Below are 14,660 nucleotides of genomic sequence, written 5' to 3'. Positions count from 1 at the left end.
TTTGTGTTGTATCAGCTGTGGCGATAGAACCGGTCGAGCAACGCCGGTAGCCCCGCCCGCCACGCCCGCGGCTTGATGCCGAAGGTGTGGAGGATTTTCTTGCAGGCCAACACCGCATGCTGCGGTTCGTCTGCCGCATCCGGCCGTGCCGCGTGGGCCTGGGCGGTGGGCGCTTCAATGGCCAGCGCATGGTAGCTGCGCGCTTCGGTGAGGATCGCCTGGCCCAGCGCCAGCGGCGTGGTCGCCTCATGCCCGGCGTAGTGGTAAGTGCCCCACAGCGGCGCCGCGCAATCGAGTTGCTTGAGCACCGAGATGATCACCCGCGCGGCATCGTCCACCGGCGTCGGGTTGCCGCGGCGGTCGTCGGCCATCAACAATTCATCTGGTTTTTCCGCACGCGCCAGAAAGCGCCCGAGGGTGCCGTCGACGCTGTCATCCAGCAGCCAGCCAAAACGCAACAGCACATGTTGCGGGCACGTCGCGCGCACGCTCTGCTCGATCCGCCACAACGCCTGGCCCCGCAGGCCCAGGGGCACCGGCTCGTCCTTTTCGCTGTAGGCGGTGGCACGGGAGCCATCGAACACGCGGTAGCTGGACGGTTGCAGCAGGGTAATGTTGTGGTGCTGGCACAGTTCGGCCAGGCGTTCGATGGCGAACTCCTGGGCGGCCAGGCGGGTTTCGCTGACGGCTTCGGCCTGGAACCAGTCGAAATAGTAGGCGAGGTTGATCAACGCATCGGGACGGGTGTCGTCGAGCAATTGGGTGAGGCTCGCGGCATCCCAGCCGTCTTGGGGCGGTTTGGGTGCGAGGAAACCAATGTCTTCCTCTGCACCGAGGCGAATCAGCGCCTGCCCGAGGGCATTCCCGCCGCCCAGTAACATAAGGCGCATTCGCATAGATTGAGCAGGCCCGGTCTGTTTGGAACGATGGTTATTGTCGGCAGGCGGGTGAGGCATGCCGTAGGGTTATTCCAGAATCCTTGCATTTTGCGGGTTTGTAGCGCAACCGTCACGGATAAAGTGCGGGGTTGCAACTTGTTGGAGTGGACCGCATAACTTAGGCATGAACCTTCCTGAATCAACCGACTCGGTGTTGAACGGCTTCCACCCCGCCGTCAGCACCTGGTTCCGCCACACCTTTCCCTCGGTGACCAGCGCCCAGGCCCAGGCGTGGCCGCTGATCCGCCAGCGCCGTTCGACGCTGATCGCGGCGCCCACCGGCTCCGGCAAGACGCTGACGGCGTTCCTCGCGGTGCTGGATGACTTGGTTCACCAAGGCCTGGCCAACGGCGGGCAACTTTCGGACGAGACACTGGTGGTGTATGTGTCGCCGCTCAAGGCGCTGTCCAACGATATCCAGATCAACCTGCAAACCCCGCTGGCCGGGATCACCGAGCATTTGCAGCGCCTGGGCCTGCCACCGCTGGTGATTCGCACCGCCGTGCGTACCGGCGACACCCCGCAAAAAGACCGCGCCCTGATGCGCAAGCGCCCACCGCATATCCTGGTGACCACGCCAGAATCGCTTTACGTGCTGCTGGGCTCGGACTCCGGCCGGCAGATGCTGGCCAGCACGCGCACGGTGATCGTCGATGAAATCCACGCCATCGCCGCCGGCAAGCGCGGCAGCCACCTAGCCTTGAGCCTGGAGCGCCTGCAAGGCTTGTGTGCCGAGCCGCTGACCCGCATCGGTTTGTCGGCCACGCAAAAACCCATCGAAGCGGTATCGCGCTTTCTGGTGGGCACCGAGCGGACGTGCGACATCGTCGACATCGGCCATGCCCGCGCCCGTGACCTGGATATCGAAGTGCCCCCGGTGCCGCTGTCGGCGGTAATGGCCAACGATGTCTGGGAGCTGGTCTACGACCGCCTCGCTGCACTGGCCCGTGAGCACCGCACCACGCTGATCTTCGTCAACACCCGGCGCCTGGCCGAACGCCTGGCCCGGCACTTGAGCGAGCGCCTGGGCAAGACCGCCGTCGCCGCCCACCACGGCAGCCTCGCCAAGGAGATGCGCCTGGACGCCGAGCAACGGCTCAAGGCGGGCGAGCTGCAAGTGTTGATCGCCACCGCCTCCCTGGAGCTGGGGATTGATATCGGCGATGTCGACCTGGTGTGCCAGATCGCTTCGCCGGGCTCCATCAACGGTTTTCTGCAACGGGTGGGCCGCTCCGGGCATCAGGTCGGTGGCACGCCCAAGGGGCGCCTGTTCGCCACGACCCGCGACGACCTGATCGAATGCGCCGCCCTGCTCGATTGTGTACGCCGGGGCGAGTTGGACACCTTGCAGATCCCGGTGGCGCCCCTGGACGTGCTGGCCCAGCAGATCATCGCCGAGGTCAGTGCCCAGGAGTGGCCGGAGCAGGCCCTGCTCGACCTGATCCACCGCGCCGCACCCTACGCCACCCTGGATGCACGCCACTACCAGGCGCTGCTGCAGATGCTCGCCGAGGGCTACAACGGCCGCCAGGGTATCCGCAGCGCGTACCTGCACCGCGATGCCCTGACCCGCACCCTGCGCGGCCGGCGTGGCGCCAAGCTGACCGCCGTGACCAGCGGCGGCACCATCCCCGACAACGCCGACTACAGCGTGTTGCTCGAACCCCAGAGCCTGAACATCGGCAGCGTCAACGAAGACTTCGCGGTGGAAAGCATCGCCGGGGATATCTTCCAGCTCGGCAATACCTCCTACCGCATCCTGCGGGTCGAGGCCGGCAAAGTGCGGGTCGAAGACGCCCACGGCCAGCCGCCGACCATTCCGTTCTGGCTCGGCGAAGCGCCGGGGCGCAGCAATGAGTTATCCGCCGCTGTCGCACGTTTGCAGGGGCAACTCGACACCCTGCTCAGCGCCAGCCCCGGCGACCTGCAACCGGCGCAAGACTGGCTCACCGGCACCCTTGGCCTGAACCGCGCCAGCGCCGAACAGATCCTCGACTACCTGGCCCGCGCGCGCCTGGCCCTCGGCGCGTTGCCGTCCCAGGACACGTTGATCATGGAACGGTTTTTCGACGAATCCGGCGGCACCCAGTTGATCATCCACACGCCGTTCGGCAGCCGCGTCAATCGGGCCTGGGGCCTGGCCTTGCGCAAGCGCTTTTGCCGCACCTTCAATTTCGAATTGCAGGCGGCAGCCAGCGAAAATGCGATCGTACTGTCGCTGTCCACCAGCCACAGTTTCGAGCTGGATGAGGTGTGGCGTTACCTCAACAGCAACAGTGCCGAACACCTGCTGATCCAGGCGGTGCTGGATGCGCCGCTGTTCGGCGTGCGCTGGCGCTGGAACGCCGGCGTGGCCCTGGCGCTGCCGCGCTTTACCGGCGGGCGCAAAGTGGCGCCGCAGCTGCAGCGCATGAAGAGCGAAGACCTGATCGCCAGTGTGTTCCCCGACCAGATCGCCTGCCTGGAAAACCTCGCCGGCGAACGCGAAGTACCCGAGCACCCGCTGGTGGAACAAACCCTCGACGACTGCCTGCACGAAGCCATGGACAGCGACGCCTGGCTTGCCTTGCTGCGGCGCATGGAGCGCGGCGACGTGCGCTTGATCAGCCGCGACCTGCCGGCGCCCTCGCCCATGGCCGCCGAGATCCTCAGCGCGCGCCCCTACACCTTTCTCGACGATGCACCGTTGGAAGAACGCCGCACCCAGGCCGTGCTCAACCGCCGTTGGAGCGACCCACAGAGCACCGACGACCTCGGCGCATTGGATGCGGACGCCATCGCCGGCGTGCGCGAAGAGGCCTGGCCTGCGCCCCATGGCGTGGATGAAATGCATGAGGCACTGATGAGCCTGGCGTGCATCACCAGCCACGAAGTCACGGCGCAATGGGCCGAGTGGCTGAACGCCTTGGCCAAGGCTGGCCGCGCTTTTCAGTTGTCCAATGGCCTGTGGGTCGCGCTGGAACGCCTGGGGTGTTTGCAGGCGATCTACCCCAACAACTTGCCGTTGCTCCCCGGCTTCGATGAGGCCTGGGCCTTTGACGACGCGCTGGTAGAAGTGCTGCGGGCGCGCCTGGGTGGCTTCGGCCCGCAGAGCATTATCGAGATCGCCGCGCCGCTGGTATTGCCGCTGGCCGACGTCACCCAGGCGCTGGCCCGCCTGGAGCAGGAAGGCTACGTGCTGCGCGGTCGCTTCAGCCCCGGCGCACTCGAGGAACAATGGTGCGAACGGCATCTGCTCGCCCGCATTCATCGCTACACGGTCAAGCGCCTGCGCCGGGAAATCGAGCCGGTGGCGCTGCAGGATTTCATGCGCTTCCTGTTCGATTGGCAGCACCTATCCGACAGCACGCGGGGCCAGGGCAGCGCGATGCTGCCGCAGATTGTCGGCCAGTTCGAAGGCTACGCCGCCGCCACGTCGGCCTGGGACAGTGACCTGCTCAGTGCACGGCTCAAGGATTACTCATCGACCTGGCTCGACGAGCTGTGCCGCAGCGGCAAGCTGGTGTGGACGCGCTTGAGCAACAAGTCCGGCGCCATCGCCCTGCGCAGCACGCCGGTGGTGCTGTTGCCGCGCAGCCAGGTGGCATTGTGGAGCGGGCTCACCGAACCCACCGACAGCACGACGCTTTCGCCCAAGGCGCAGAAAGTCCACCTGGCCTTGCGCGAACACGGCGCGCTGTTTTTCGATGAGCTGGTGCACGAAGCCCATCTGCTGCGCAGCGAACTGGAAACCGCCTTGCAGGAACTGGTCGGCGCCGGCCTGGTGAATGCCGACAGCTTTGCCGGGTTGCGCGCACTGACCACACCGGCCAGCAAGCGCCAGGCGCGCAGCAGTCGGCGCGGGCGTGGGGCGTTTATCGGCGGCATGGACGATGCCGGGCGCTGGGCGCTGATTCGCCGCCCCTCGACCGCCGCCGGCCCGCACTCGGCCGAAACCCTGGAACATGTGGCGATGACCTTGCTGCGCCGTTATGGCGTGGTGTTCTGGCGCTTGCTGGAGCGCGAGGCGGATTGGTTGCCGAGTTGGCGCGAACTGCTACGCACATTCCATCGGCTGGAGGCCCGGGGTGAGATTCGCGGCGGGCGGTTTGTCAGCGGGCTAGCGGGTGAGCAGTTTGCCTTGCCCGAAGCGATCCCGTTGCTGCGCGAAGTGCGGCGCAGGCCCCATGACGGGAGTTTGATTGCGGTGTGCGGGGCTGACCCGCTGAACCTGGTGGGCACACTGTTGCCGGGCAGCAAGGTGCCGGCGGTGAGTGGGAATCGAATTGTGTATCGGGATGGGTTGCCGGCGGCGGTGATGGTCGCCGGCAAGCAGCAGGTGTTGCTGGAGGTGGATCAGCAGGCGGTGCAGGAGAAGTTGATCAGGCATTGAATTTGAGGGCCTCATTGAGGCCTGGGCTGCTCCGTCAACACCACCGACGCCGGCACCTCTTCATCCGGCTCATCCACCTGGGATGTACGCTTGGGCAACAGCACCTGCTGTGGATAAGTCTGCGCGAAGTGCACCTCATCGCAGTTATCCACAAGCTTTTTCAAACGCTGGTTGAACGCACGGCTCACCGCGTATTGCCCACCCGACACGGTACGGAACTGCGCCGTGAGCACCACGCCATTGAGGTCCATCTTGTCGACGCCAAACACCTCCAGCGGCCCTTGCAGGTTGTACTTGAGGAACACATCGTCGCGGATCGACTGCCCGGCCTCGCGGATCAGCTCCACGGCCTTGTCCACATCGGTGTCGTAGGTGAACTGCACCGAGAAGAACGCATAGGCAAATTGCCGCGACTGGTTGGTGACCGCCTTGATCTGCCCGAACGGTACCGAGTGCACAAAGCCCTTGCCGTCGCGCAGGCGCAGGGTGCGGATGGTCAGGCCTTCGACGGTGCCGGCATGGCCGGAGTCGAGCACCACCCAGTCGCCGATGGACAAGGTGTCTTCGATGATGATGAACAGGCCGGTGATCACGTCCTGCACCAATTGCTGGGAGCCGAAACCAATCGCCAGGCCGACCACACCGGCCCCCGCCAGCAACGGCGCGACGTTGATGCCCAGGTTGGCCATGGTGGTGATTGCGCAGATCACCACCAGGATGATTTTGATCGCATTGCGCAGCAGCGGCAGGATGGTCTTCACCCTTGTGCTGGGCTGGCGGTTGGAGCGTTTGTTCACCGGCGGTTTCAACGCTTCCTGGATCGCCGTGTCGAGTACGACCCAGAACAACCAGGTCATCAACAGGATCAGGCCGATGCTGCTGAGGGAGTCGCTGATCGCACGGCCTACCGAGTTGCGCTGGGCAAATTCGAACAGCGATACGCCCCAGATGCGCCCGAGGATTTCGATAAAGGCGATGGCCATGACGATACGCAGGATCGCGTGCAACAGGCTGAGAAAACGCTCCTTGTAGGCACTGCTGCGTTGGATCGCCACTTGGCTGCGGGACTTGAACAGGTGTTGCAGCACCGTGCTCAGGAAGACCGTGCCGATCAACAGAATCGTGGTGAACAGCGCGCAGCGCAGGGCTTTCTGGTTGTCGTCGCCGGCGCCGATCAGGTTGATCGCCGAGACCAGCACCATCAACAGGATCGGCCAGTACCAAAGGCCGGAAAATACCCGCAGCGATTGCTGCAACGCCGGGTGTTTCAGGCGCTGGGCCAGCGGTCGATTACGGATCAGGTGGGCCACCGGGCGGCGCAGGCGCACCACCAGCACGCCAAAGATCACCGCCGCGAACAGGCCGGTAAACACCGCGATACTGCTGGTGATATTGCCGCCGAGCTGGCGGGCGATCTGCGGACTGGTCAGGGCGTCGCTGAGGGCGGCGAGGAAGCCGATCAGGAACAGCGGCTTGGGGCAGTAGTCGCGAATGATCTGCACCGCCGGCCGCTTATGGCCGACGTTGAACATCACAATCACGCACAGCAGCATCGACGTGGAGAAGATGCCGCTGCTGGTCGCATAGGCAAAGCACAGCGCCAGGGCGCGACCTATGGATGTGGGCAGGAAGTGACTGACATAGAGCGTCAGCGGCAGGCAGATCAACGCCGGGATCGTGTAGGGCACAACATAACCCAGTACACCTTGCAGGCGCCCGCGGCGCTCGACGAACGGGCGCCGGTTCAAGCGCCGCACGATAAAGCGCCCCAGCAACGTCAACAGCGCGAAGGCGCCAATCCACACACTGGACAGCAGCAGGAAGTCGCCGGCCACGCTCCACGGCGAACGCTCCGACGTCTGGTCAACCAACCGGCCGACTTCATCCGCCGCCCGATCCGCGCGCAGGCGCCAGGCATCAACGAGGTTCTGATTGAGGTCGAGCTTGTTCTGCACATCATCGATGCTGGAACTGATGGCACCGAGCAATCCACCCTCCACCAGCAACTCCGGTTTGGCCGGCGCCTCGGGCTCCGGCGCGGTGGCCGCAGCGTACAGTGCGCCGCTGCCGCAGAACAGCAGCGCGCCGAGCAGTAATGCAGTCTTTAGATTCAGCAAAACACCGGGCTCCTTCAGAAGGGTCTGTAAGGAACTGACGGATTTGAGCACTGATCGTTCCCCTGTTTCAGCATCTTTGCCGCTTGGGCAACTATCAAATGCGGCCTGCATGCCGGGGTGAGGCGTGGTGGCCTTCGGCACAGTTTTGAACCTGCACCGTCTGTAGGACGGTGGAAACTTTCGCGCAAATTGCACGGTCATCCCAAAACGGAGGTCAATCGACCCACATCGACGGGAGTAACCATGGCGGCGATTCATATCGGCATTTCCGGCTGGCGCTACACGCCTTGGCGGGGGGATTTCTACCCCGAGGGGCTGACCCAGAAACGCGAGCTGCAGTTTGCGTCACGCGCCGTCAACAGCATCGAGATCAACGGTTCGTTCTACGCGCTGCAAACTCCCAAGCGTTACGCCGAGTGGTATGCCCAGACGCCTGAAGACTTCATGTTCAGTGTCAAGGCACCGCGCTACATCACGCATATCCTGCGCCTGCAGGATGTGCACAAGCCGATGGCGAACTTCTTCGCCTCCGGAGTGCTGGAGCTGAAAGACAAACTCGGCCCGATCCTGTGGCAGTTTCCGCCCAGCTTTAAATTCGATCCGCGGCTGTTCGAAGCCTTCCTCGCCGAATTGCCCACCGACACCCGGCAGGCCGCCACCCTCGCCCACCAGCATGAGCCGCGCCTGAACGGCAAGGCCAGCCTGCAGGCCCACGGCAAGCGCGCCCTGCGCCACGCGGTGGAGATTCGTCATAACAGTTTTGCGGTGCCGGAGTTTGTGCAGATGCTGGAAAAGCACGACGTGGCGCTGGTGGTGGCAGACACCGCCGGCAAGTGGCCGTATCTCGAAGATGTTACCGCCAACTTCATGTACTTGCGTTTGCACGGCGACAAGCAGCTGTACGCCAGCGGTTATACCGATGAAGCCCTCAAGCGCTGGGGCGATCGCATCGAACGTTGGGCCCACGGCAAGCAACCGGCCGATGCGCACCTGGCCGCCCCGCAGCACAAACCGCGCGCCCGCAAACAGCGGGATGTGTTTTGCTTTTTCGACAATGACATCAAAGTGCGTGCGCCCTTCGATGCACGCCACTTGCTGCAGCGTTTCGGGCTGGACAGGCAGCTTTCCACCGAGCCCGGCAAGTTGCCTGAACCGGGGGTGTTGCCATGACGCATCCGGAATGGGTCCCCATTACGCCCACCGTCGCCATCACCCACTTCACGGTGCTGACGGTCAATATCCACAAGGGCTTCACCGCCTTGAACCGACGTTTCATCCTGCCGGAACTGCGCGAAGCAGTACGCAGTGTGGGCGCTGATATGGTGTTCCTGCAGGAAATCCACGGCACCCACGAGCGCCATCCCCAGCGCTACAGCGACTGGCCGAACATGCCGCAGTACGAGTTCCTCGCCGACAGCATCTGGCCGCAGTTCGCCTACGGGCGCAACGCGGTCTACCCCCATGGCGACCATGGCAATGCGTTGCTGTCGAAATTCCAGATCGTGCGCTACGACAACCTCGATATTTCCCAAAGCGGCCATGAAAACCGTGGTCTGTTGCATTGCGTGCTGCGCTTGCCTGGCACCGGACAGGAAGTGCATGCGATCTGCATCCACCTGGGCTTGCGCGAGGTGCATCGCCAGCAGCAATTGCGCTTGCTGGAGCAGCGTATCAGCGAGATCCCGGCGGATGCGCCGTTGGTGGTAGCCGGCGATTTCAATGACTGGCGCCAACGCGCCGACCTCAGCCAGAGCGGCCTGCAGGAAGTCTTCATGCAGGCCCACGGCAAACTCGCACGCACCTTTCCGGCGCGCCTGCCGCTGCTGGCGCTGGACCGCATCTATGTGCGCAATCTAAAGATTCATAACCCCAAGGTGCTGACCACCCGCCCCTGGTCCCATCTGTCAGACCACGTGCCCCTGTCGGTGGAGATTGAACTATGAACATTGCCGTTGAGCACATTGCTACCGACCAGCCGCCGGATGAAGCCAAGGCCCGCGACGTCGATTACGGCTGGCAGCCGGACAACCGGCTCGAGTTGCTGGAGAACGGCGAGGCCTACTTTCCCAAAGTGTTCGACGCCTTGCGCGGGGCGCAGCGGGAAATCCTGCTGGAGACCTTTATCCTCTTCGAAGACAAGGTCGGCCATGAGCTGCAACGCATCTTGATCGACGCGGCGCAGCGTGGGGTCAAGGTGGTGGTCAGCCTGGATGGCTTTGGCTGCGGTGAACTGAGCCGCGCTTTTCTCGGCGAATTGGCCCAGGCCGGGGTGACCGTGCAGATGTTTGACCCGGCGTCCAAGACCCTGGGTATTCGCACCAACTGGTTTCGCCGCCTGCACCGCAAGATCGTGGTGGTGGATGCCGCCGTGGCGTTTATCGGCGGGATCAATTTTTCTGCCGATCACCTGGGGGATTTCGGCCCCGAGGCCAAGCAGGATTACGCGGTGCAGGTGATAGGCCCGGCGGTGGCCGACCTGCATCATTTCGCCCTCGCCCAAAGCGGCCGCCAGGTGCGCACGCGGCGCGGTTGGCGACGGCGCCAGCAACGGCCATCGCCTTGGCCGACCGATACAGGCGACGGCCTGGTGCGCCTGATTTACCGCGACAACCTGCAGCACCGCGACGACATTGAAGAGGCCTACATCCATGCCTTGAGCAAAGCCCAGGAACGCGCGGTGATTGCCAATGCCTACTTCTTCCCCGGTTACCGCCTGCTGCGCGAGATCCGCAATGCGGCGCGCCGTGGCGTGAAGGTGCAATTGATCATGCAGGGCCAGCCCGATGTGCTGCTGGCCAAGCTGGCCGCGCGCATGCTCTACGACTACTTGCTCAAGGATGGCGTGGTGATTCATGAATATTGCCAGCGCCCGCTGCACGGCAAGGTTGCGCTGGTGGATGACGAGTGGAGCACCGTGGGTTCGAGCAACCTCGACCCGTTGAGCCTGTCGCTGAACCTGGAGGCCAACGTGCTGATTCGTGACCGGGCGTTCAATCAGCAACTGTACGAACGCCTGGACGCACTCGCCAAGGAGCATTGCCAGACCATGCCGGAAAACCGCAAGCCGCGCCTGTGGCTATGGCGACTGACCGTCGGTTTCCTGGTGTTCCATGTGATGCGCCACTTCCCCGCGCTGACCGGCTGGTTGCCGGCGCACAAGCCACGGTTGAAACCCTTCGAGGCTCGAACCCATGACATCTGAAGCCAACGGTTCCCGCTTCAAGCGCTGGAAGAAACCGCTGACCGTGGCGTTCTTCGTGCTGCTGATCGTGCTGTTCACCCTGCTCGCAAGGCGTATCGACTGGAGCGAAGTGTTCCAGACTCTGGGCGATTTCAAGCTGCGCACCCTGCTGATCGCGGGCACGCTGACGTTATGCAGCTTTATCGTCTACGCCTGCTTCGACTTGATCGGCCGCACCTACATTCGCCAACCGCTGCGCTGGAAGCAGATCCTGCCGGTCGGGATCATCAGCTATGCGTTCAATCTGAACCTGAGTGCCTGGGTCGGCGGAATCGCCATGCGCTATCGGCTGTATTCGCGGCTGGGGGTGAGCACCGGCAATATCGCCAAGATTCTCGGGCTGAGCCTGGCCACCAATTGGTTCGGCTATATGGCATTGGCCGGGGTGGTGTTCAGCAGCGGCCTGGTGACCATGCCGCCGGGCTGGAAGCTCAGCAGCGGCGCCCTGCAGGGCGTGGGTGTGCTGTTGGTGCTGGCGAGCCTGGGCTATCTGGCGGCGTGCCAATTCTCGACAAAGCGTGCATGGTCGATTCGCGGCATCGAGATCAACCTGCCGTCGCTGCGCATGGCCTGCTTGCAGTTGGCATTGGGCGCGTTGAACTGGTCGCTGATGGCGGCGGTGATTTTCACCTTGTTGCCCGCCAAGCTGGACTACCCGCTGGTGCTGGGCGTGCTGCTGATCAGCGCGATCGCCGGTGTCATCACCCATATCCCCGCCGGGCTCGGGGTACTGGAAGCGGTGTTTATCGCACTGCTGCAACATGAAGCGTCGCGCGGCAGTTTGCTGGCCGGGCTGATCGCCTATCGCGCCATCTACTTTATCCTGCCGCTGCTGATCGCCCTGGTGATGTACCTCGGTGTCGAGGCCAAAGCCAAGGCATTACGGGTGAAGAAAACACCGGCATGATCGCGTTACTGGGACTGGATGATGCTCAACCGCTCGCCCACCACCATCTCGGTGATCCAGTCCACCAGGATCGAGGTGTAGGCCTGTTGTGACACTGGATCGCTCAGGGAGTGGTCGGCACCATCGATGATGCGGTGCGTCAGGGAGTGCGTGTGCTGGCACGCCGCGCGGTAGCTCATGATGGTGGCGTGGGGCACATGGTCGTCGGTTTCCGATTCGACAATCAGCACATCACCGGTAAATTGCGCGCAGGCATGCAGCGCGCGGTTGGTTTCGGCGTGCACCAGGGTGCTGCGGTAATCCATCAGGTCGGCCTTATCGAGGTCACGCTTGGGCTTGAGCCATTCCTGGTCGCGGTACAGCGCCGGCACGCGCAGCGCCAGCCAGCGCACCGGGCGCAATGAGGTGAGAATCGCCGCCAGGTAGCCGCCATAGCTGGTGCCCACCACCGCCACCGCCGAGGTGTCGATGGCCGGGTGCGAGAGCAGTCGGTCGTAGGCCGCCAGCAGATCGCGCAGGTTGTCTTCCCGGGTGACGCGGGACAACGGGATACCTGTGCCCGCGTGGCCACGCAGATCGAACGTCAGGCACACGCATCCCAGGCCGGCGATACCTTTGGCGCGCTCCAGGTCACGCTCCTGACTACCGCCCCAGCCGTGCACGAATAACACCCCCGGCACCTTCGATTTGGGGCTGAGGAACGTGCCGCTCATCTGTTCGTCGTCGATGTCGATCGCAATGCTTTCGCTTCTAGCCGTCATAAGATTTAACCGTCACGTACTTGAGAAGAAAGTCGCTGTTTTCCGCCGGGCCTCGGTACACCTCGATAGCATCCGCGGGCAGCGCCTGGTCCACGTATGTTTCTACCGAAGACACCTGAATGGCCTTGAGGCCCGGGTGGTTGATAAAGCTCTGCAGCGCCGCGACTTCCGCGCTGCTGGCGCCACCCATGCGCCAGGATTGTTCAAGCACACCACTGCGCCGCTGGCCGTCGCTGTCGAGGCCCTGGGCGATATCGTAGTTGCGCCGGGACGCGTAGAAACCCGGGTAAGCCTCATCGGCGGCCGCGTCGAAGACCTGGGCTTGCTCGATGGCTTGGCGCACGTCGCCGGGCAGCTTGAGCTTGAGCAAATCGTCATAACCGCCAGGCACCACCAACAGGTTGGAGCCACCGTAGACTTCCTCGCCCTGTCCGTCCTGGGTCAGGTATTGCTCGCCGCAGTAGCTGATGACGTGATCGCCGATAAAACTCTGGCCCACACTATGGGTGACCACATCGTGCAGGTCTTGTTCCAGCACGACGCCTTCGCTGAACATCCGGGCCGCTTCGGGGCGCGCCAGCACGGCCTCGAACTCATCCAGGCTGTGGATAACCTCTTGGCCGCGCCCGGCGCAGGCATGCACCGGCTTCAGGCGGATCGGCCCGCTGTAGAGCAGGCGTTTGGCGGCTTCCTGTGCATCGTTGAGCGCAAATACGCTCAGGCCGTCCAGCACAACGTCGCGCACGCGCTCGCAGAACAAGGGCGACCAGCCTTCGGGAGCTGCGGCGTCCGGGCCCAGCAGGCCGTGACTGATGGCTTTGGTGCCGATGAAATCATGCTCCACATAACCGCCCCACAGGTCTTCGGGACCCTTGATATCAAGGGCCAGCACCTGTGCAGGGCCAATCAGTGTTTGCGTGGGAAGCAGGTAGCGTTCACGGCCGGCGTGTTTGCGTGGATCGTAATCACCGCCGTACTTGAGCCCAAGGATTTGCGCCAGCCACCGCGCAAGGGCTCGGTTGGTTTCGACTTCATGCAGGGGAGCGCCCTCTCGCGTGGAGTGAGCAACTACCCATTTCTTGCGTTGAGTCGGGGTCATGCATCCCCCTTGGCCATCCCGCCATGTGTGTGGGTGGAAGGTTGCAGGGATCAGGCCAACGCAGGTTCAAAAGTGATGGCTTTGAAATCAATCGCTTGCGCAAAAAGCGATAGCAGTTGGCCTGTATTATTCTGCACGACACCACCCTGACCGTGGGGCGTTCTGCACGATTCACACGCCAAAACGGCTGCGGTAATCACTGGGTGCCAAACCGGTGATCTTCTTGAAGGTGGCGCGAAACGCACCAGGGTCCTGATACCCCACGGTCCAGGCGATGTGGTCGATGGTGGCGGTGGTGAACTCCAGCATTTGCCGCGCTTTGCCGACGCGCAAATGCTGGCAGTATTCGGTGGGTTTCAATCCCGTGGCACTGCGAAAACGCCGTAGGAACGTGCGCTCTTCCAACCCCGCCTCTTGCGCCATGGCGGCCACGGACACATCCACCGCGCCACTGGCTTGCAACCAATGCTGGACCTTGAGGATGGCCGCATCGCCATGGCTGAGGATCGGCGCAAAGTTGCTGCCGCACTGGCTGGCACTGTCGCTGTGCTCGATCACCAGGAAACGCGCGGTAGCGGCGGCGACGCTGGGGCCCATCAGGCGGTCGACCAGGCGCAGGCCCAGCTCGGACCAGGCCATCAGCCCGGCGGTGGTGATCAGGTCGCCGTCATCGACGATCGGTTTATCCGCCTCAAGGCGTACGGCCGGATAACGGGTCGCGAAGGATTTGGCTGAGGACCAATGCGTGGTGGCGCTGCGCCCGTCCAACAGACCGCTGCGCGCCAGCAGGATCGAACCGATGCACACGCCACCGAGCACGGTGCCCGCAGCGTGTTGCTGACGAATCCACTCGAGCAGTGCAGGCGGCGCCTGGTCTTCGGTGAACTCGCCGATTGAAGGCGGCACCAGCACCGCCATCATCGGTTGCTCAGGCCCTGGGTGGCTGTCGAATACCCGCGTGGGTATACCATCGCCATCCACCTGCCAGTGGCTCACCCGCAGCAACGGCAACTGTGCGGATTGATGCTCGGCGGCGATCCGGTTGGCGACACCGAACAGATCGGTCAGCCCATGCACCGCTGCCAACTGCGCACCGTGGTAGATCAACACGCCCAGCTCAACAACCGCCATTGTCAGTTTTCCCCCTGTTATTGTCGGTGCAGCCAATCCCCCGCCCCGGCGCCAGCTAACATACTGGCCCCATCAACCCATCACGAGGCAATAC

Annotated in this window: 10 protein-coding genes; 5 read left to right on the top strand and 5 right to left on the bottom strand. The window is 63.5% G+C overall.

Features of this window, described 5'->3' with window-relative positions; translation table 11 throughout:
• Positions 1-11: 11 nt before the first annotated feature.
• Positions 12-896, bottom strand: coding sequence for a sugar nucleotide-binding protein (locus tag AC07OP_RS24620; RefSeq protein ID WP_027605180.1), 885 nt, complete (start codon positions 894-896; stop codon positions 12-14).
• Positions 897-1,062: 166 nt separating this feature from the next.
• Between AC07OP_RS24620 and AC07OP_RS24615 the strand changes: the two genes are divergently transcribed.
• Positions 1,063-5,310: a DEAD/DEAH box helicase gene (locus AC07OP_RS24615; RefSeq protein WP_495102503.1), complete on the top strand. Its 4,248-nt coding sequence runs from the start codon at positions 1,063-1,065 to the stop codon at positions 5,308-5,310.
• Positions 5,311-5,321: 11 nt separating this feature from the next.
• On the opposite strand, the gene AC07OP_RS24610 is transcribed toward AC07OP_RS24615, so the two are convergent.
• A complete protein-coding gene (locus tag AC07OP_RS24610) occupies positions 5,322-7,427 on the bottom strand; it encodes a mechanosensitive ion channel family protein (protein ID WP_495102504.1) in 2,106 nt (701 codons plus the stop codon).
• Positions 7,428-7,670: 243 nt separating this feature from the next.
• On the opposite strand from AC07OP_RS24610, the gene AC07OP_RS24605 reads away from it, so the two are divergent.
• The 4 genes from AC07OP_RS24605 to AC07OP_RS24590 are packed head-to-tail and all read left to right on the top strand — an operon-like array spanning position 7,671 to position 11,575.
• A complete protein-coding gene (locus tag AC07OP_RS24605) occupies positions 7,671-8,597 on the top strand; it encodes a DUF72 domain-containing protein (protein WP_495102505.1) in 927 nt (308 codons plus the stop codon).
• Positions 8,594-9,370: an endonuclease/exonuclease/phosphatase family protein gene (locus AC07OP_RS24600; protein ID WP_027605176.1), complete on the top strand. Its 777-nt coding sequence runs from the start codon at positions 8,594-8,596 to the stop codon at positions 9,368-9,370. The genes AC07OP_RS24605 and AC07OP_RS24600 overlap by 4 nt, the downstream gene beginning before the upstream one ends.
• Positions 9,367-10,629, top strand: coding sequence for a cardiolipin synthase ClsB (clsB, locus tag AC07OP_RS24595; protein WP_495102506.1), 1,263 nt, complete (start codon positions 9,367-9,369; stop codon positions 10,627-10,629). The genes AC07OP_RS24600 and clsB overlap by 4 nt, the downstream gene beginning before the upstream one ends.
• On the top strand, positions 10,619-11,575 hold the full coding sequence (locus tag AC07OP_RS24590; RefSeq protein WP_495102507.1) for a lysylphosphatidylglycerol synthase domain-containing protein: 957 nt from the start codon (positions 10,619-10,621) through the stop codon (positions 11,573-11,575). Before clsB ends, AC07OP_RS24590 begins: the two co-directional genes overlap by 11 nt.
• Before the next feature lie 5 nt (positions 11,576-11,580).
• On the opposite strand, the gene AC07OP_RS24585 is transcribed toward AC07OP_RS24590, so the two are convergent.
• The 3 genes from AC07OP_RS24585 to AC07OP_RS24575 form a co-directional block, all read right to left on the bottom strand.
• On the bottom strand, positions 11,581-12,336 hold the full coding sequence (locus tag AC07OP_RS24585; protein ID WP_092490068.1) for an alpha/beta hydrolase family protein: 756 nt from the start codon (positions 12,334-12,336) through the stop codon (positions 11,581-11,583).
• Positions 12,326-13,435 carry a DUF3182 family protein gene (locus tag AC07OP_RS24580; RefSeq protein WP_495102508.1) on the bottom strand — a complete coding sequence of 370 codons (1,110 nt, stop codon included), beginning with the start codon at positions 13,433-13,435 and terminating at the stop codon, positions 12,326-12,328. Before AC07OP_RS24580 ends, AC07OP_RS24585 begins: the two co-directional genes overlap by 11 nt.
• 171 nt (positions 13,436-13,606) lie before the next feature.
• Complete coding sequence (locus AC07OP_RS24575) at positions 13,607-14,566, bottom strand: GlxA family transcriptional regulator (protein ID WP_495102509.1); 960 nt, start codon at positions 14,564-14,566, stop codon at positions 13,607-13,609.
• Between the last annotated feature and the right edge of the window lie 94 nt (positions 14,567-14,660).

This window comes from Pseudomonas sp. GW821-FHT09D08, from assembly GCF_059416305.1.
Note: the sequence above shows the minus strand (reverse complement) of the source record. Positions and strands in the feature narration are given on the sequence as shown.

Bases quoted from the DNA above. Each gene is read 5' to 3' on its own strand.
- AC07OP_RS24585 (WP_092490068.1), bottom strand. From the start codon at position 12,336: ATGACGGCTAGAAGCGAAAGCATTGCGATCGACATCGACGACGAACAG.
- AC07OP_RS24605 (WP_495102505.1), top strand. From the start codon at position 7,671: ATGGCGGCGATTCATATCGGCATTTCCGGCTGGCGCTACACGCCTTGG.
- AC07OP_RS24575 (WP_495102509.1), bottom strand. From the start codon at position 14,566: ATGGCGGTTGTTGAGCTGGGCGTGTTGATCTACCACGGTGCGCAGTTG.
- clsB (WP_495102506.1), top strand. From the start codon at position 9,367: ATGAACATTGCCGTTGAGCACATTGCTACCGACCAGCCGCCGGATGAA.
- AC07OP_RS24590 (WP_495102507.1), top strand. From the start codon at position 10,619: ATGACATCTGAAGCCAACGGTTCCCGCTTCAAGCGCTGGAAGAAACCG.
- AC07OP_RS24615 (WP_495102503.1), top strand. From the start codon at position 1,063: ATGAACCTTCCTGAATCAACCGACTCGGTGTTGAACGGCTTCCACCCC.
- AC07OP_RS24600 (WP_027605176.1), top strand. From the start codon at position 8,594: ATGACGCATCCGGAATGGGTCCCCATTACGCCCACCGTCGCCATCACC.
- AC07OP_RS24580 (WP_495102508.1), bottom strand. From the start codon at position 13,435: ATGACCCCGACTCAACGCAAGAAATGGGTAGTTGCTCACTCCACGCGA.
- AC07OP_RS24620 (WP_027605180.1), bottom strand. From the start codon at position 896: ATGCGAATGCGCCTTATGTTACTGGGCGGCGGGAATGCCCTCGGGCAG.